The sequence below is a fragment of the Vibrio coralliirubri genome, from assembly GCF_024347375.1.
In the GTDB taxonomy this organism is placed as follows: domain Bacteria; phylum Pseudomonadota; class Gammaproteobacteria; order Enterobacterales; family Vibrionaceae; genus Vibrio; species Vibrio coralliirubri.
On sequence record NZ_AP025471.1, the window covers coordinates 1,171,959 to 1,190,134 of the forward strand.

Annotated in this window: 15 protein-coding genes; 4 read left to right on the top strand and 11 right to left on the bottom strand. The window is 45.3% G+C overall.

The genetic code is table 11. The annotated features are described in order from the left end of the window. Nucleotides 1-104: 104 nt before the first annotated feature. The 11 genes from gndA to OCV20_RS21920 form a co-directional block, all read right to left on the bottom strand. Nucleotides 105-1,613 (bottom strand): NADP-dependent phosphogluconate dehydrogenase, encoded by a 1,509-nt coding sequence (gene gndA, locus OCV20_RS21870; RefSeq protein WP_086774427.1) that lies wholly within the window; start codon nucleotides 1,611-1,613, stop codon nucleotides 105-107. 3 nt (nucleotides 1,614-1,616) lie between these two features. After that, the gene (locus OCV20_RS21875) at nucleotides 1,617-2,114 is read right to left on the bottom strand and encodes a gluconokinase (RefSeq protein WP_048608819.1); all 498 of its coding nucleotides are present in this window, start codon (nucleotides 2,112-2,114) and stop codon (nucleotides 1,617-1,619) included. 118 nt (nucleotides 2,115-2,232) lie between these two features. Continuing rightward, nucleotides 2,233-3,555, bottom strand: a complete 1,323-nt coding sequence (locus OCV20_RS21880) for a TRAP transporter large permease (RefSeq protein ID WP_048608821.1) — start codon at nucleotides 3,553-3,555, stop codon at nucleotides 2,233-2,235. Continuing rightward, complete coding sequence (locus OCV20_RS21885) at nucleotides 3,548-4,105, bottom strand: TRAP transporter small permease subunit (protein WP_048616944.1); 558 nt, start codon at nucleotides 4,103-4,105, stop codon at nucleotides 3,548-3,550. The genes OCV20_RS21880 and OCV20_RS21885 overlap by 8 nt, the downstream gene beginning before the upstream one ends. Nucleotides 4,106-4,170: 65 nt before the next feature. Next, entirely contained in the window at nucleotides 4,171-5,187 is a 1,017-nt protein-coding gene (locus OCV20_RS21890; protein WP_086774426.1) for a TRAP transporter substrate-binding protein, read from the bottom strand. A gap of 200 nt (nucleotides 5,188-5,387) precedes the next feature. Further along, entirely contained in the window at nucleotides 5,388-6,290 is a 903-nt protein-coding gene (locus OCV20_RS21895) for an EamA family transporter (protein WP_086774425.1), read from the bottom strand. 141 nt (nucleotides 6,291-6,431) lie between these two features. Beyond that, nucleotides 6,432-7,136: a phosphonate utilization transcriptional regulator PhnR gene (gene phnR, locus OCV20_RS21900; protein ID WP_086774430.1), complete on the bottom strand. Its 705-nt coding sequence runs from the start codon at nucleotides 7,134-7,136 to the stop codon at nucleotides 6,432-6,434. 67 nt (nucleotides 7,137-7,203) lie between these two features. Further along, on the bottom strand, nucleotides 7,204-8,913 hold the full coding sequence (locus OCV20_RS21905; protein WP_414503109.1) for a putative 2-aminoethylphosphonate ABC transporter permease subunit: 1,710 nt from the start codon (nucleotides 8,911-8,913) through the stop codon (nucleotides 7,204-7,206). 21 nt (nucleotides 8,914-8,934) lie between these two features. Then, a complete protein-coding gene (locus OCV20_RS21910; protein WP_048616948.1) occupies nucleotides 8,935-10,044 on the bottom strand; it encodes a putative 2-aminoethylphosphonate ABC transporter ATP-binding protein in 1,110 nt (369 codons plus the stop codon). A gap of 227 nt (nucleotides 10,045-10,271) precedes the next feature. Continuing rightward, nucleotides 10,272-11,693, bottom strand: a complete 1,422-nt coding sequence (locus tag OCV20_RS21915; RefSeq protein WP_086774423.1) for an FAD-dependent oxidoreductase — start codon at nucleotides 11,691-11,693, stop codon at nucleotides 10,272-10,274. 136 nt (nucleotides 11,694-11,829) lie between these two features. Beyond that, complete coding sequence (locus OCV20_RS21920) at nucleotides 11,830-12,840, bottom strand: putative 2-aminoethylphosphonate ABC transporter substrate-binding protein (protein WP_086774422.1); 1,011 nt, start codon at nucleotides 12,838-12,840, stop codon at nucleotides 11,830-11,832. A 400-nt stretch (nucleotides 12,841-13,240) separates the two neighbouring features. On the opposite strand from OCV20_RS21920, the gene phnW reads away from it, so the two are divergent. From phnW to OCV20_RS21940, 4 genes are all read left to right on the top strand, one after another. Next, nucleotides 13,241-14,344 (top strand): 2-aminoethylphosphonate--pyruvate transaminase, encoded by a 1,104-nt coding sequence (gene phnW, locus OCV20_RS21925; protein ID WP_086774421.1) that lies wholly within the window; start codon nucleotides 13,241-13,243, stop codon nucleotides 14,342-14,344. Beyond that, the gene (locus OCV20_RS21930) at nucleotides 14,344-15,765 is read left to right on the top strand and encodes an aspartate aminotransferase family protein (protein WP_086774420.1); all 1,422 of its coding nucleotides are present in this window, start codon (nucleotides 14,344-14,346) and stop codon (nucleotides 15,763-15,765) included. Before phnW ends, OCV20_RS21930 begins: the two co-directional genes overlap by 1 nt. A gap of 83 nt (nucleotides 15,766-15,848) precedes the next feature. Further along, nucleotides 15,849-16,667, top strand: coding sequence for a phosphonoacetaldehyde hydrolase (phnX, locus tag OCV20_RS21935; protein ID WP_086774419.1), 819 nt, complete (start codon nucleotides 15,849-15,851; stop codon nucleotides 16,665-16,667). Between the two features lie 339 nt (nucleotides 16,668-17,006). Then, nucleotides 17,007-18,071, top strand: coding sequence for an OmpA family protein (locus OCV20_RS21940; protein ID WP_050633137.1), 1,065 nt, complete (start codon nucleotides 17,007-17,009; stop codon nucleotides 18,069-18,071). The last annotated feature ends 105 nt before the right edge of the window (nucleotides 18,072-18,176 follow it).

The window sequence follows — 18,176 nt, forward strand, 5'->3', positions numbered from 1 at the left end:
GTAACAGTGTATCCAACTGACGTAGAAATTGAAGTCTAATTTAGTAAAATATTGATATAACGTCATAAATACAAACGCCCTCAGTAGAGGGCGTTATTGATTATTTAAGCGTTAACTTTTACTTCTGTTCTTGGGGACTGACTCCAAGTGACATGGAATTTTTCAGCTTCCTCTCTATCCACTCGTGAATAGGTATGAGAACCAAAGTAATCACGTTGTGCTTGCAGTAAATTAGCTGGCAACACCTCACAACGCAATGAGTCAAAGTAGCTTAATGCAGAACTGATTCCTGGCATCGGTACACCATACAAAGCTGAATTCGCTACCGCGATACGCCAAGCCAGTTCGCGCTCTTCTACTTGTTTAATGAAAGCCTCATCAAACAACAGGTTCGCAAGTTCGCTATTTTGTTGATAAGCCGACGTGATGCTTTGTAAGAAGGCCGCGCGAATAATACAACCAGCACGCCAGATCTTAGCTATTTGAGTGAAATCGAGATTCCAACCCTCTTTGTCTGACGCTGTTTTCAGTAAATCAAAACCTTGTGCATAAACAGACAGCTTGGCGCAATACAGAGCATCATGAAGTTCTGAGATGACTTCAGTTTTATCTAGCTGACTCGCATCGGTAATATTGCCCCTTAGCAGTTTGCTACCTTGAACACGCTGTGCTTTTTGACCACTCATCGCACGCGCATAGACCGCCTGTGCAATGGTTGGCGTTGGGCAACCTTCTTGCAAACTGTTTACTGCTGTCCATAAGCCAGTGCCTTTTTGACCAGCCTTATCAAGCACAACATCAACGAATGGCTTACCTGTCACCACATCTTCTTGTTGAAGAATATCGGCGCTAATTTCCATCAAATAACTATTAAGGACGCCATTATTCCATTGGTCAAAGACTTTGCCGATCTCTTGAGCAGGCATTTCAAGTACATCACGCATGAACTGATACACTTCGCAAATAAGCTGCATGTCAGCGTACTCAATACCATTGTGCACCATTTTCACATAGTGCCCAGTGCCCGAAGGGCCAACATACGCAGCGCACGCTTCACCGGCTTCAAACTGAGCGACAGGCAAACCATTCACATCAACTTTCGCAGCAATCGCTTCCCACATTGGCTTCACATATTGCCAAGCCGATGGATCACCACTAGCCATCAACGCAGGACCAACACGAGCCCCTTCTTCACCACCAGAAACAGCGGTACTGAAGAAGCGAAGCTTGCCTTTGTAATTCACTTCTCGGGCTTCGGTATCAGTCCATAAGCTATTGCCTGTATCGATAACAATATCATCGCGCTCTAAACCGGCTTCTAGCAAGTTACTTACCACGATATCAACCGGTTTTCCTGCCGGAACCGACAATGCAATCACTCGTGGTTTCGCTAACCCCTGAAGAATGTCTTCAAGATTAACACCACTAGTAAAGAGGCCTTTTCCTTCAAATGTCTCATTGAGCTGCTTCGCTTCAGAGCTAGCACGCTCAATGTTGTCTGTATTGAGGTCAAAGCCTGCGACATTGAAGCCATTATCAAGTAGGTTGAGTGCCAGGCTTTTACCCATCACTCCTAAACCAATCATCGCAATGTCATTTTTTGTCTGAGTCATGGTTTAGCCTATCTGCTTAATTTGTTTGAGTGCACTTTCTACTACCTGTTCAACATCTTGTGAGATATCAACAAACAACGCCTCGCCTTCACTCGGTTCAACCAAGGTTGCGAATTGGCTTTTCAACATTTCTTGACCATTGAAGTAATGGTTCTCACGCGCTTTATGGCGGTTCCAAATAGTGTCGAAGCTACCTTGTAAGTACACGATAACTAAGCCTTCATTGTTCTTTCGTAGAATGTCGCGGTATTGTGGTTTCAATGCAGAGCAAGCAATCACAGCACTTGGTTGTTCAATGTATTGCTTGTTAAGTGTTTCTAGCCATCCTTGACGATCTTCGTCAGTCAGCGGAATACCTTGGCGCATTTTTTCTACATTGCTTTGCGGATGGAAGTCATCGCCATCAAAGAATTGAAGATCTAAAGCCTGTGCGATACGGCTACCAATCAGGCTTTTTCCGCATCCAGATACGCCCATCACGAGTATTTTTTTGCTTTTCATAAGGCAAGCCTTCCCTAAGCCCCAACCAAAACTGGGGCTGACAATCGAATCTAATAGTTAAACTTGTGTTGCTGCTGATCGGTTCCTGAGCGTTAAATTCACTCTGGAACCTTCGTTGTTATTGCCACCAAAGCGCGAGCTGAGGGAAGATAATAACCAGTGCCAGAACCAATACTTGAAGTGCAATGAATGGCAGTAGTGAAGAGAAAATCTCACCTAAGCTGATGTCTTTCGGTGCTACCGATTTCAAGTAGAACGCCGCGGGACCAAATGGTGGTGACAAGAAAGACACCTGCATATTTAGACAGAACACAACACCAAACCAAACTGGGTCGAAACCAAGGCCAGTGATGATTGGAACGAAGATTGGCATTGTTAGAAGTGCCACACCTACCCAGTCAAGGAACATGCCTAAAACCAGCAAGATAGCCATCATGATTAGCAGTGTTACTGTTGCGTTGCCGCCACTGAGTGCAAGGATCGTTTCTTCAACAAAGTCGATGCCACCCATTAGGTTGTAGATACCAACCAGAGCACTTGCACCAATGCCGATCCACATGATCATGCCGCAGGTGCGCATAGTTGCGATGGCACTCTCTTTCAGCATATTGAAGTTCAATTCACCGCGGATAAGCGCGCTGATCATGATACCGACGACACCCAAAGCCGAAGCTTCCGTTACTGAAGCAATACCTGTATAGATACTACCGAGAACGGTTGCTACAGAAAGCAGAGGGAAGAACAGAGCCTTGAAGTAGCTAGGTTGATTCGCTAAGTCTTCTTCTGTCTCATCATCACTTGGAAGAGGAGCAAGAGAAGGGTTCAGCTTACAACGAATCAATACGTAGCCGATGTAACAGCCCGCAAGGATAAACGCTGGTAAGAAAGAAGCCTTGAATAGGTCGCCAATCGACACACTCGCTGTCATACCATAGATGATCAGTACGATACTTGGCGGCAGCATGGTGCCGAGCGCGCCACCCGCACAGGTTGTACCAATAGCAAGCTTACGGTCATACCCTAAGCGAAGCATTTGAGGCAGTGCAAGAATACCTAGTAGTACAGTCTCACCACCGATAACACCTGACATTGAAGCCAGTAACACAGCTACCAATAACGTTTGTACCGCAACGCCACCTCGAACCTTACGGCCGACAGATTTCATTGCATCAAACAAATCACGAGCAATGCCCGAACGGTCTAGTAAAGCGGCCATCAATACAAACATAGGTACTGCGAGGAACACATAACCAGAAGCAAAGCTGTAAGTACGGCTCGCAATCAAAGGTAAAGCATCAGGACCAAACCAACATAGAGTGAAGAAAATCGCGACAAAGCCAGTTACGAAGGCAAGCTGCATACCCGTCAGGAGCAAGCCAATCATCATAACCAACATGAGCAAACTGCCCCATGCGATACCAATAGAAGATAAATCAAACATCGTCATTCTTCCTTAGACCCATCAACTCTTGGATTAGGTGCAATACAAACTGGATAACAAGAACACACAAAACGACAAAGATCAGGCCTTTCAACAGCGCAGGATAAGGGGCGTTTAACACTGAGCCTGATGTTTCAAGGCGGAATTCGCCCCATGGTGCAAACCACGCTTCTTCTGCAGTGAAATAAGCCGCGTAAGCAAGCATGCCAGCAAAAGCCAAACCAACAATGTGGTGAACAAGATTAAGATATTTACGTGTTTGGTTAGAGACTGAATCGTAAATAAGAACCACACGTACGTGCTTATTCGCGGCAAAAGCGTAGATGCCACCAATAATGAATAAAGAACCACCGATGAAAGAAGCTGTTTCATGTACCCATGTGGTCGGGGCATCAAATGCATAACGCATCACAACTTCGTAAAATGAAATCAATACAGTAAAGATAAACAGCCAGCTAACGAGATTACTGAACTTTATAATAAGACGATCAAGTACGTTTCTTGGCTGTTCGTCGTTTTCAGCTGGGGCGTGGGGGATTTTGTCTGTCATGGGCCAAATTTCCTGGGAGAATACGGGAGAGCAATGCCCTCCCCCGTCAGTAAGCTAAGTTTAAGTTACAGCAAGCCGTTTTCTTCTAAGAACACAGTCACTGAGTTATAAACTTTTTGCGCGTTATCAGAACGCTCTGCGAAGACTTTCCACTGACCTTTAGCGATTTCACGGAACTTCTTACGCTCTTCTTGAGACCAGTCGTGGATAGTAATTTCTGGGTTCGCTTGTGCTTCTTTAACTGCAGCTTGGTCAGCCATTTTCAGTTGAGTTGTCATGTCGTAAGAGAAGTCACGCACTGATGTTTGTAGAATCGTTTGTAGATCAGTTGGCATCTTGTCCCATTTTTTCTGAGATACAGAGATGTCGATAAGCGGCAATGAGTGGAAACCCGGTTGAACTGGATGCGTTGCAATATCGTTCATGCCCGCTTTTTGGTTGGTAGAGAATACCGTGTAGTCCGCGGCATCAATTACCCCCTTGCTTAAGCCGGTAAATACTTCAGAACCTGGCAGGTTTACCGGAGTCGCACCCGCAGCTGCAAACACTTGTTGTACTAAACCTTCAGGCGCACGAAGCTTAAGACCTTTAAGATCTGCTACACCGTCAATTGGCTTTTTAGAAATGAAAGACTCAACACCCGTTGTAGAAGCACCAACGAACTGAACACCGTAAGGCTTGTACAGTTCAGTCATTAGCTCGTTACCGCCACCGTAGTTCATGTACTGAAGCAGTTGTGTTGTATCAGACCACGCGCCCACCATGTTACCGATAAGACCGAATGCTGGATCTTTACCAGAGAAGTAACCTGTTGCTGTGATGTGACCATCTAGGATGCCCATTTTGATCGCGCCAAGCGTTTCTGTGTGTTTAACCACAGCGCCAACAGGCAATAGATCGATATCAATACGTCCGTTAGACATCGTCTCTACTCGCTCAGCCCACTTTTGCTGAACCTTGAAGTTCAAATCGCCAGATGGATCTGAAGATTGAATCTTAAGTTTAAAGTCTGCAGCCATTGCTGAAGTAGCAAATAGACCAGTGAGGGAAGCAGCAATCAGCGTTTTAGTCAGAGCTTTCATTTGGGTATCCTTATGAGTTTCACAGAGTCCGGTTTGTAATTATATGTTACCGGTAACGTTGAGGGAGATGTTACCGGTAACTTTACAACCTTGTCTATGAGAAGGATCACATCTTTAACATTAGTAAAACGTTTGCTATCAATAAGGATAATGTGACTGAAAAGTCACATTTCAAGCAGTACGGGAGATTTAAAAATCTTTTAAGTCAATGAGATAACTAAGCCAGCAATAATTAGAGATACGCCTAGACCGCGAGTCGCGTGCCACTTTTCCTTTAAAAAGTAGATCCCCATCACTACGCCGAAAATGATACTCACTTGCCTAAGTGCAACAACCAAACTGACGTTCTCTGTCATAGTCATCGCAAACAACACTAAGCCATAGGTCGAAGCCATCATAATGCCAGCAAGTGTTGCTCTTTTACGTAGTAACCAAGCGTTATGAAATTCTATTCTTTGATTCGACACGAGCAACCACAGGCTCAATGGAAGCACAATTGCCCAAAACTGAATACCCAAATAGAAAATCGCCGTGTGTTTATTGGTAATGCTAGGTGTGCTTAAGGGCTCTAATAATAGAAGCGCCTCTTTATCAATAATCGAATAACCCGTGGTACCGATGGCCGCGATTAACGCCCACAGTACGCCAAGGTTCAGGTAGGCCTTGAGCCTTAATTCAGAAAACTGCTTAAGCGGGACAAACAGACAACCCAGTGTGATCAATGCAAAACCAAGCCATTGATTGATTGATAACTCATACCCTATTAACACCGTACCCAAGCCAACCATCAACACGGGCAGTGCTCGTGCCATTGGGTAAATCACCCCAATATCGGCCTGCTTGTAGGCTATGCCTAAGCCGATTAAATAGATGATTTGGCAAATGCCACTTAAAAGAAGTAGCTGCCAGAATAGGAGCGTGATGTTTGCAAAGCCGACACTGTAGACGTACCAGATCAAATAGGGAGTCAAAATCGCGGCAGCGGCAAAGCCAGAAGCAAGGAAAAAAGACGACCCCGATCCTTGATTAGATTTACCTAGAACATTCCACCCCGCATGAAGCAGAGCCGAAATTATCACGATGACGATGGCAGAAAATTCCATTTCATTCCTAACTTATTAACTGACTTATAAAAGCCGTCGCTGAAAACGGGTGATAAAAAAGGCCTCTTGGTAAGAGACCTTTGATCGATTCAATTGGGCAAGCCCAAAGAGTTACAGATATGTACGTGTTCTAACGCATGACTAGCGCTCTAGCTGCGCGATTGACTCAATACTGATCGCATCATGACGCCAATACTCAATATCGCAATCAATCAGATCGCCGTTTTGGTTGTAGTTCACACGCTCTACGACCATTGCAGGAGAGCCAGAAGTCGCACGCAGAGCTTGTGCTGTTTCGCCAAGTAAAGACGTTGTGCTCACTCGGTAACGGATCTTCTGATACACCACACCAAAGTGTTCGCGGTAGATGTCCGTCAACGATTTAGACAAGTCATAATCAAGCAAGTTAGGGAACAACTCTGGTCGAATATAGTTGGTCACATACACAACTGGCCTATCTTCAAGATAACGAACTCTGTCTACTCGATAAACGTCCGAGAAAGGTTGTAACTCAAGAAGTCGAGTCGCCTCCTTGGTTGCTAACATGCCTTTTGCCGCCACCAATTCTGTTTGCGGCTTACGATTCTGCGATAGAGCCATATTGGTGAAGTTCAGCGTTTGTGTTGGATCATAACGAAGCGGCTCAGGAGAGATAAACCAACCACGTCGGTCTTCTCGATAAATGCGCCCTTCCGCTTCAAGTGAAGATAAGGCTTCACGTAGGGTAACTCGAGTCGTATCAAACGATTCAGCCAGCTTACGTTCCGCAGGCAGCTTCTGTCGTGGTGTTAACATCCCCGACTCTATCTGCTCTACGATGACATCTTTGATTTTTACGTACTGCACTTCATTTCCTTTCATTCTTGTTCTTGTCGTCAGCCACTCCTTGGCCAACTGCAATATAAATGGTTCGCTAGCGTTTACGCCAAGCTTGGGTGCGCTTCTCGAATAACTTGTTGATTAGCATATGAATCAACTTCGCACTCGCTGCTGATATCATGATCATCACTGCCATGGCTGCTGCTGCACCCGTTTGACCCGCATCGTCCATATTCAGTACTGATACTGACGCTGGAATCGTATTGGTAGAATACAAGAATACTACCGCAGATGTCGTGGTAAGTGCATTAATAAACAGGTATGTCGCAATATCTAAAATCGCCGGCAGACAAACGGGTACCGTCACCTTAAAGAACAGCTTGTATTGCGGTAAGTTTACCGAAGCCGCCGTTGCCTCAATTTCAGAAGGCAGCTGTTTCAATGCCGTTAACGCCGTCATGTGCCCTACCGTGTAGTAGTGAACCACGGTATTAATCACCAAGAACGCCATCGTGCCATACAAGAAGTTGAGTGGATTACTCAAATCATTGAAGTAGAAGATATACCCCAAACCCAGCACCATACCCGGAACGGCCATCGGAACAACACTGAGCATTTGCATCGCTTGACGAACAGGACCGAAGGCGCGACCTTTCTCAATGCAGTATGCCCCTAGGAAAATCAGAACAGTACCAATTATCGCAGTCCAAGCACCAAGCGTTAAGGAGTTGAAGAATGGCGCCCAACCATAAGTACTCATTTCTGCGAAGTTATAGTTGTTTAGCGTTAGCGCTTTGTTCCAAGGCCAGAAGGTAACCATAGACCCATATATTGCCATGCCCAACACGATAACCACAGCAGCAGAGATAATGGTGCAATAAAGGAAACATAAGCCATCACGTAGTGAGCTAGGTTCTGGTTGGTACGCGACAGAACGAGTATCAAACAAGCTCTTCTGTTTCTTTTGAACCCAGCGGTCAACGGTAAACGCAAGCAACGCTGGCAATAGCAGTAAGATACTAGTTACCGCACCCATAGAGAAGTTCTGTTGACCTACCACCTGCTTAAAGATGTCAGTCGATAGCACGTTGTAGCTACCACCTATCACTTTTGGCACACCAAAGTCACAAACCACCAACGTAAACACAACGATCAATGTGCTGATCAAGCCGTATTTTGCCGCAGGTAACGTCACCATAAAAAAGGTTTTTAACGATGAAGTATTGAGTGCACGTGCTGCCTCATAAAGGCGAGCGTCAGAGGTTCTTAATGAGGTGGTCAGAATCATCAAGGCGTGTGGAAACGTCCAGAATATCAAGCCCAGTGAAATACCAATCAAGCCATAAACCGAGTTGCCACCCAAGACTTCTTTAGCGATACCTTGGTTACCAAATAAGAAGATAAGACTGATTGCAGGAAGCAGTGACGGAGCAAGAATAGGCGCAGAACCCAGCACTTGAAAAAATCCTTTAAAAGGCATGCATGAACGAGTTAGCGCATAGGCATAACCAAACGCCAAGACGCCCACGACAACGGTCACTAGCAGTCCAAGCGTGAAGGTATTGCCTACCGACTGCCATAAGCTTTGAGACGCAAAATACGTTGCGAAATTCTCTAAGCCTACAAATTCGCCATCTGCGTTCTGAACACTCTTTTTCAACATCGCCCACAGTGGCATCAGGATAAACAGCGTCATGACCACAGACAAAAAGGCCAGCAGCCCAAACAGAATTACGTTGTCTTTGCTTAACCGAGCCAGAAAAGGTTGTACTCGTCGTTGAATTAGCAGCTTAGATTGCATCATTTGAGTCGATTCCATGATTGTTTACGCCGCCTCGTCTTTCATCACTTGCAGGCTTTTCGATGGGTAAGCTCTAAGGCCTTCTTGATCAAACGCCACGTAACGAATATCACTGCGACGCAGCTTCAATCGGTTGAACTCTTTGACGGGTACATCAACGATGATCTCTTTCGCCGTTGAGTCATGTTGCAATTGACACTCAACACGATAAAACGCCCCTAAGAATTCGCTTGATACGATTCTCACTGGCAAGGATTCACTAAAACGATCAACAAACTGGATTTGCTCTGGACGAACGGCAATATCGAAAACATCACCCAGATTTGGCGTGAGATTATCTAAGCCAGGTAACGGCAGCATTGACTCAGCAATGCGCATCTTGCCTTGAGCTGCAACAGAAGCTTGAATGAAGTTCATACTGCCGACAAACTCAGCCACAAAACGACTGACGGGTTTTTGGTAGATCTCTTGAGGAGCACCTACCTGCTCGATAACACCATGATTCATCACCACAATGCGGTCTGCCATCGTTAACGCTTCATCTTGGTCGTGCGTCACCATAATAGTGGTGATACCCAACTTACGTTGCAGTTGGCAGATCTCATCACGTAGATGTGTTCTTACCTTAGCGTCCAACGCAGAAAGCGGTTCATCGAGTAGCAACAAGCCTGGAGAAAGAGCTAATGCGCGAGCCAGAGCAACACGCTGCTGCTGCCCACCAGATAGCTGATTTGGGAATTTCTGACCAGACGTTGGTAAGCCGATGGTTTCTAACCAAGACTCAACCGTCTCAAGGGCTTCTTTGGTCGACATGCCTTGGTTTTTCAGACCAATCGCAATGTTTTCTTCCACAGTGAGATTTGGAAACAAAGCGTAAGACTGGAACACGATGCCAAAGTCGCGCTTTTCTGGTGGCAAGAAGGTCGTATCCTTACCGTTCTGCTCAATAGAGCCTGAAGTTGGTAAGTCTAGACCTGCAATCGCACGTAATAAGGTGGTTTTTCCACAGCCAGATGGGCCAAGGAAGCAGACAAACTCGCCTTTATCTATCGATAGGGAGATGTCTTTTAACGCTGTAAATTGGCCAAATTGCTTTACAACGTTTTCAATATTCAAATAAGTTTGGTTGCTCATACTACAGCACTCTCTATATGGTATATACCAAATTTAAACTGAGAATATTGCAGTTGAGTGACAAATTTATAGTAGCTAAATGACAGTTATATTGCAGATATAATAAGCGTTAAAGATTGCTATTTGTTCAACATTAAAAGTTAGTCCAACGTTGAAAGCCCTCAGTGACTTGCCCATAAATCACTGAGAGCCTAAATGTAAACTTCTAATTTAAACGCCAGATTAATCTATGATTCAACCTTGTCGGCTTTGCCCGCCGCACCTGCGAGTTTGGATAACTGTTTATCTAGCCACAATGGCGTGTTACCCGAATCTTCCGCGTTCTCTTTTCTTCGTATCGCATCACGCACCATCATCGCACCTACCCAACGAAATGGCTCTGGCGGGAAGCGTCCTAATGGGCCTTTAGTTAAACCGCTTCGTGTCCAAGCATTGTCGATATCGAGTACCATTGCTGACAAAATCTTCCCGCCCATACGGGTTTGAGCAACGCCATTGCCTGAATAACCAAGTCCATAATAGATGTTGCTTTGGCCTTTTAGATTACCGAAAAATGGCAATCCGGTGACCGAACGATCTGAGCCGCCAGACCAATTGTAATCGAATTCACTTTGTTCCAATTTAGGGAACAGTTTTTGGAACGATTGATTGAGAATCGGTAGGTAGTTAGTGGTTTGGTTAAACATGCTTTCAACTTGATTGGCAAACGAGAACTTATTACCGCCTTTACCCAACATGAGTCGTCCGTCCTGAGTATCTCGGTAGTAATGGACAAAGATACGCGAATCCACCACCGCCGCCCCTTTCTCTGGGCCAAACTGCTTGAGCTTTTCAGGAATAGGCTTGGTCACGACCATATCGGAAGAGACAACCACTATGCTGCGTTTGAACTCTTTAAAGTGATCGAGCATCCACGCATTGAGTGCCAAGATCACTTTATCCGCAAATACTGACCCGCCTTGGGTTTGAATTCGAGCGGGAGAGCCATAGTCGAGTGATGTCATTTCTGTGTTTTCGTGAATTTCGACACCCAGTTCGAGCGCCACTCGGCGCAAACCTCTAGCCAATAACGCTGGCTGCACACTACCCGCAGCTTCTGAGTAGTAACCCTCAATATGGCGATCAGATCCCGCTTTATCAGCTAAAGAATTGTCGCACTTCTTCCAGCTATTGATACCCTGCTTAACCAGCTCATTAACAACTGGCTCCATTCCACCCTTCTGAGCTTCATTGGTCGCCGTGTAGTAAGTTCCGCTGCGATATAGATGCGCGTCAATCTTGTGTTCGTTACAGAAGGCTTCGATCTCGTATATAACCTTTTCCGATTCCTTAACCAACCATTTCGCTTGTTCTTTTCCATAGAGCTTTTTCAGCGTCGGATACTTAGTCGACCACGTCAGCATGCAACCGCCGTTCGCCCCAGAAGCACCGCTACCACATAGGCCTTTTTCAATCACGACAACATGCTTTTCGGGTTGCTGTTGTTTGATTAAAATCGCCGTCCATAAACCCGTATAGCCACCGCCAACAATGGCGATATCACAGTTGACGTCTTTTTGGAGCGGCTTAGCCGAATCTAGCCCCGCATTGATGTTGCCAAACTCTTGTTCCAACGCTTGCTTGAACCAATATGAGTAGTGCTTTGTCATTTGTTGTACCTTACTTAAAACCTAAAGGCGTAAAACTAAAAAAGGAAGACCGAAGCCTTCCTTTACTGATTTCTAACTTCTAATGAACTAAATAGTTAAATAGTTAAATAGTTAAGTAACTGAATAGGTCGTCAGATTAAGATTTTGGCTCTGATTTAGCGTCAAACTTCTCAGACCATGTTTTAAGAACGTCGGCACGTTCGCTGCCCATGCGAGCGAAGTCCATTTTTGCCATGTTCTTTTCTACATTAGGGAAGTTCTCTGCTTTGCCTGTCACATCTTTGTGACCAACAACTGGGTACATTTCGATGTAAAGCTCATTCGCCGCTTTAGAAATAGACCAATCGATAACACGTTGTGCTGCATCAGAAGGCTTAACAAGGCCTACCGCTTCAGATTCCCAGCCGATGCCTTCAGGCGTAATCACTGAAAGTGGAGCGCCTTGAGTTTTCAGCTTAGCGCCACGGCTCGCCATAGAAATACCGATAGCGACTTCGCCCATGCCCGCTTGAACACATGGCTTAGAGCCTGAGTGCGTGTAGTGAGCAATGTTTTGATCTAGCTTCTGCATGTAGTTCCAACCTTGGTCTTCACCCATGTTTTGTAGCCAAGCCGAAACCTGCATGTAGCCTGTACCAGAAGACGCTGGGTTTGGCATAGCAATGTGGCCCTTGTAGATAGGCTTCGTTAGGTCATCCCAAGACTTAGGTGCCGGTAGGTTCAATTGCTTAGCCACCACTTCGTTAAAGCAAACTGCATTGAAGAATGCGTCATTGCCATACCAAGCTTGAGTAGACTGTGGGTCGTTAAGGTTAGCGCGTAATGCTTCTACACCTTGAGGCGTATAAGGTTTCAGGATGCCCTCTTCTTTAAGCAATGCCATTGAAGAACCCGCAAGACCCCAAACTACCTCTGCACGAGGGTTGTTTTTCTCAGCCAATAATTTTGCCGTCATGATCCCTGTTGAATCACGCACCCACTTGATGTTGATGTCTGGGTTTTCACTTTCGAAAGCATTTTTGTATTTAGCTAAAATGTCAGTTTCAAAAGCAGTGTAAACCGTCACTTCCTGTGCTGCATTAGCGTTACCAGCTAGTAGAGTTACTAAAGCTGCAAGTGATCCTTTCATAAAACGGTTTTTCATCATTTTCTCCAGTCAGGCTCAACTCTAAAATGAGAAGTTGCCAAAATTAAAAGTTATCGAGGTTTAAAGCTGCCTAGGTTTAGAAGCAACCAAGGTTTAACGTTTCTTAAGTTAGAAGCCTCATCAAGAGGCACCTATACCCATAAATTCATTTAGGTTGTTATTACATGCCTTTACATTGGTATGTACCAGATGACGAGTATTAACCTAATCGACTTTTATGACGGTTAAATGAACAAAAAATGGCAATTTAAAGATCGGAAAATTTCTCAACACAAGTGACAAATTTGAATATGAAGCTTTTGTGAAAATAACGTTTGGGCTATTTACGACCGTTTAAATTGGTTGTTAAAGTAACCGCAAATACTGGTATAGTCCAAAATACAAATCACGAGAATTGAACATGAGAAACGAATACCTACTACTGACACCGGGTCCTCTATCTACTTCTGAAACCGTTCGCCAAGCGATGCTAAAAGATTGGTGTACTTGGGATGATGAATACAACAAAGACGTTGTTGAAGTGATTCGTAGCAAGCTAGTGACTTTGGCGACTAAGCAAACGGGTTATACGAGCGTACTAATGCAAGGTAGCGGCACCGCTTCAGTTGAAGCAACAATCGGTAGCGTTATCTCTAAAAGCGGCAAGCTTCTTGTTGTTGACAACGGTGCGTATGGTGCTCGTATTGCTCAAATCGCAGAATACTTAAACATTCCATGCCATGTCGTTTCCCCAGGTGAAACATCACAGCCTGACTTGAACGAAATGGAGACGGCATTGGCTATGGGTTCAGACATTACTCACGTTGCGATTGTGCACTGTGAGACCACTACGGGTATGTTGAATCCAATCGAAGACATCGCCAAATTGGCAAAGCAGCACAACAAAACCGTCATTCTAGATGCGATGTCGAGTTTTGGTGGCATCCCTATGGATATTGCTGACTTAGGTATCGATTACATGATCAGCTCAGCAAACAAGTGTATTCAAGGTGTACCTGGATTCGGCTTTGTTATTGCGAAGCAATCGGAACTGGAAAAATGCAAAGGCCAAGCTCGTTCATTAACCCTTGACCTGTTTGACCAATGGCAATGCATGGAAAGCAACCATGGTAAATGGCGCTTCACCTCTCCAACTCATACAGTGCGTGCTTTCTACCAAGCTCTACTTGAATTGGAGCAAGAAGGTGGCATCGAAGCTCGTCATAGTCGCTACCAAACCAACCAAACCACATTGGTTGCAGGTATGCGCTCTCTTGGCTTTGAGCCGTTGCTTAATGATGATCTTCATTCACCTATCATTACCTCTTTCTATTCTCCAACTCATAGCGATTACCAATTCAAGGAATTCTATGACCGCTTGAAAGAACAAGGTTTTGTGATTTACCCGGGCAAGGTTTCAAACGCAGACTGCTTCCGAATCGGTAACATCGGTGAAGTGTACCCGTCAGACATTGAAGCTCTCATTGGCGCCGTGAAAAACGCTATGTACTGGGACATCAAATAATGACGACGACCAATCAAGAGCCGATTCTAAAGGCGACACACTTTCGAAGCGAAGGCGATGTGAACACCACGCCAGCACGCGAAAAATGGAACGAATCGCTAAACGATGATGCGACTCAAGCGATGTTAAAGCGTGATGCTGACGTGTTTCTTCATCAAGCCATGTCAACGCCTTGCCTAGACACACTTGAAGCAGCCGAAGGCATCTACATTCAAGATGCGACGGGCAAAAAGTACATGGACTTTCACGGTAACAATGTTCATCAACTAGGCTATGGTCATCCCCACATCATCAATAAAGTGACTCAGCAAATGGCGTCATTGCCGTTTTCACCGCGTCGCTTTACCAATGAAACTGCGGTTCAGTGTGCTGAGAAACTCACACAGATCTGCGGTGGTGATTTGAATCGCGTGTTGTTTGCTCCCGGTGGCACATCAGTGATCGGCATGGCGCTAAAACTTGCTAGACATGTCACCAACAATTTCAAAGTAGTGTCATTGTGGGACTCATTCCATGGCGCGTCACTCGATGCAATCTCAGTAGGTGGCGAAGCTTGTTTCCGCGAAGGCATGGGTCCATTAATGGCTGGCGTAGAACGCATTCCACCAGCGGTTTCCTATCGTGGCGCTTTTCCGCTTCGCGGGCAAAGCGCAGGCGGTGAAAGTGAGGCTACATGTGATGTGCACTACGCCGATTACCTTGAGTATGTGATTGAAAAAGAAGGTGGCATTGGTGCCTTCATTGCCGAAGCAGTGCGTAACACAGACGTTCAAGTACCAAGCAAAGCTTACTGGAAGCGCATCCGTGAGATCTGCGATAAGCATAACGTCATGTTGATCATCGACGACATTCCAAACGGTATGGGTCGCAGTGGCGAATGGTTCACTCACCAAGCTTTTGATATAGAACCTGATATTCTTTGTATCGGTAAAGGTTTTGGCGGCGGCTTAGTACCAATCGCAGCCATGATCACTAAAGACAAATACAACACGGCAGCGCAAGTTTCTCTTGGGCACTACACCCATGAAAAAAGCCCAATTGGTTGCGCGGCAGCACTCGCCACCATGGAAGTGATTGAGCAAGAAAACCTACTTGAAAAAGTACAAGCGGACAGCGCATTCGTGCGTGAACAACTGCTTCAAATGAAAGAGAAGTACCCAGTCATTGGTGACGTTCGCGGCATCGGCCTGCTCTGGGGGGTGGAATTGGTCACCGATCATATCACCAAAACCCGAGCTTTCGATGAAGCGGAAGCAGTACTTTACCAATGTCTAAACGATGGCCTGAGTTTCAAGGTGTCACAAGGTAATGTGATTCAGTTGAGCCCACCATTGATCATCAGCCGCAGCGAACTAGAAGTCGCTCTATCTGTATTCGAAAAAGCGATAGCAAAAGTCTGCAAAGACTTTGAATACCTTTAAACCATCATCTAACCAATAACTTAAACAATCATTCATCTCCCAGAACAACTTGAGCTGGGAGAGAACAGAAATAGGACACGACTATGAACACAACATCACCTATCCAAGCGGTTATCTTTGACTGGGCTGGCACTATCGTTGATTTTGGATCATTTGCTCCAACCAGTATTTTCGTTGAAGCATTCAGACAAGGTTTCGACTTTGATATCGACTTAGCAGAAGCGCGTGAACCTATGGGGATCGGCAAATGGGACCACATCCAAGCAGTTGGTCGAATTCCTGCTGTTGACGCTCGTTGGAAGGCTCAGTTCGGACGCTCTATGATAAGTGAAGACGTTGATGCGATCTACGCGGCATTCATGCCTCTTCAAAAAGCGAAAGTAGCCGATCACGCAGCACCTATTTTGAATGCGATAGAAGTGGTCAATAACCTAAAAGAGAAGAACGTGAAGATCGGGTCTTGTTCAGGTTACCCACGTGAAGTGATGGATGTTTTAATTCCTGCTGCTGCAGATTACGGTTACCGACCAGATAACGTGGTAGCGACCGACGACTTACCTCAAGGTGGTCGCCCTGCTCCATTTATGGCACTGAAAAACGTAATCGACCTAGGTGTAACTAGCGTTGCTGCGTGTGTAAAAGTAGACGACGCAGCACCGGGGATCGATGAAGGTCACAACGCAGGCATGTGGACAGTTGGACTTGTATTATCGGGGAACGAAGCAGGGTTAACGTATCAAGAATATTTAGATGCAGACGAGACAACACTTGCGGCTGCACGTGAAAAAGCAAGCGTTAAGCTAAACAAATCAAACCCACACTACTTAATCGATACCATTGCAGACCTACCAGGTGTCATTGCAGACATTGAAAAACGTTTGTTAGCCGGAGAGCGCCCATAACTCCTGTAACTTCCGCAAATCAGGGTCGATAGCCCAATAATCCGCACACATAAAAAGAAACCTCGTATCACCTAAAAATGATACGAGGTTTCTTCGTTTCCAACATTTGAGACAACAATTAATTGACAAAAACCTCTGTAAATAGCACCTTAAATATATAAATTTTAACAACTTCATTGACCCCAATAAGCAACCACACTAACAATGTAAAAACAGTTCCAAGATAGGTTCGACCTGAATCTACGCCTGAACCACTTACTGCTGCAGTGTCCCAATCAGTAAGTCGTCGCTTTAAAGGCTCATTCAGATAACAATAAGAGTTAATCCAAGGATAAGATTATGAAAAGACTGTCAAAAATCATGTGTGCAGTAATAGCTGCTTCAGGTTTCGCTGCTGCTCCATCAATTGCCGCAACGACATACGTTGGCGCAAAAGTTGGCATGGGTTGGCTAGATAGCGCTTGTGTCGACAACGTTGATTGTGAAGATGATTCAGTTGCGGGCGGTATTTACGGTGGCTACAACTTTACCGATAACATTGCTCTAGAATTGAATGCAGATTACTTAGGTGATTATGACACCAGCTTTAACAACAACGGAGCGACTCAAAGATACAGCGATTCTATCGTAGCCATTTCTTTGAGCCCAATGTATCGACTAGCGATTAAACAACAATTTGATATCTTCTTCAAAGCAGGTCCTGCTTACATCATGCACGATGACGAAGACGACGTTGTTTTGGCCTTAGGTATCGGTGCCGAGAAACAGCTTTCAGACGATTGGGCGCTTAGAGTTGAATACCAATACTTCGATGATTTTGACGATAAGATTATCCAAGACCTTAACTCTAACCTTGTTACCATTGGTCTAAGCTACAATTTCGGTACAGGTAACACGACAGCTTCAGCCGCAACAGTAGCTACTGCGGCAGCGGTAACACAGGCTCCAGCTGAACCAATTGCAGAACCTGAAGCCGTTGTGGTTGAAGAAGAGACTGTTGTAATTAAAGCGCAAACTGAAAGCTTCTCTCAAGGCATGTTTGAGACAAACAGCACTGAACTGTCTACTGAGGGTGAAACTGCTCTAATGCCACTAGTAGAAGTGCTGCAAACTTACCCTCAATCGTCAGTCAATGTAGTTGGTCACACCGATTCAACAGGTGCAGCTGAGTACAACATGATGATCTCTAAGAAACGTGCTGCCGCTGTAGCTGCATACATCGAAGAGCAAGGTATTGAAGCAGACCGCATTACGGCTACAGGTGAAGGTGAAGAAAACCCAGTAGCAACAAACGATACAGCCGAGGGTCGTGCACAAAACCGTCGTGTTGACGCAACAATCCCAAGCTTCGAATATCAAGAAGAAGCGCAAATGGAAGAAGTTATCGTAGAAACGGCTGAATAATAGCACTCTACTCTAGCGAGAATAATTAAGGGCGGAACACTGTAAAGTGCTTCGCCCTTTTCTTTGTCTGGCTCTACTCATACGCCGTAAGCCGTAAGCCGTAAA

Coding starts and splice junctions, on each gene's coding strand:
- gndA (WP_086774427.1), bottom strand. CDS start 1,613: ATGACTCAGACAAAAAATGACATTGCGATGATTGGTTTAGGAGTGATG.
- OCV20_RS21875 (WP_048608819.1), bottom strand. CDS start 2,114: ATGAAAAGCAAAAAAATACTCGTGATGGGCGTATCTGGATGCGGAAAA.
- OCV20_RS21880 (WP_048608821.1), bottom strand. CDS start 3,555: ATGTTTGATTTATCTTCTATTGGTATCGCATGGGGCAGTTTGCTCATG.
- OCV20_RS21885 (WP_048616944.1), bottom strand. CDS start 4,105: ATGACAGACAAAATCCCCCACGCCCCAGCTGAAAACGACGAACAGCCA.
- OCV20_RS21890 (WP_086774426.1), bottom strand. CDS start 5,187: ATGAAAGCTCTGACTAAAACGCTGATTGCTGCTTCCCTCACTGGTCTA.
- OCV20_RS21895 (WP_086774425.1), bottom strand. CDS start 6,290: ATGGAATTTTCTGCCATCGTCATCGTGATAATTTCGGCTCTGCTTCAT.
- OCV20_RS21905 (WP_414503109.1), bottom strand. CDS start 8,913: ATGATGCAATCTAAGCTGCTAATTCAACGACGAGTACAACCTTTTCTG.
- OCV20_RS21910 (WP_048616948.1), bottom strand. CDS start 10,044: ATGAGCAACCAAACTTATTTGAATATTGAAAACGTTGTAAAGCAATTT.
- OCV20_RS21915 (WP_086774423.1), bottom strand. CDS start 11,693: ATGACAAAGCACTACTCATATTGGTTCAAGCAAGCGTTGGAACAAGAG.
- OCV20_RS21920 (WP_086774422.1), bottom strand. CDS start 12,840: ATGATGAAAAACCGTTTTATGAAAGGATCACTTGCAGCTTTAGTAACT.
- phnW (WP_086774421.1), top strand. CDS start 13,241: ATGAGAAACGAATACCTACTACTGACACCGGGTCCTCTATCTACTTCT.
- OCV20_RS21930 (WP_086774420.1), top strand. CDS start 14,344: ATGACGACGACCAATCAAGAGCCGATTCTAAAGGCGACACACTTTCGA.
- phnX (WP_086774419.1), top strand. CDS start 15,849: ATGAACACAACATCACCTATCCAAGCGGTTATCTTTGACTGGGCTGGC.
- OCV20_RS21940 (WP_050633137.1), top strand. CDS start 17,007: ATGAAAAGACTGTCAAAAATCATGTGTGCAGTAATAGCTGCTTCAGGT.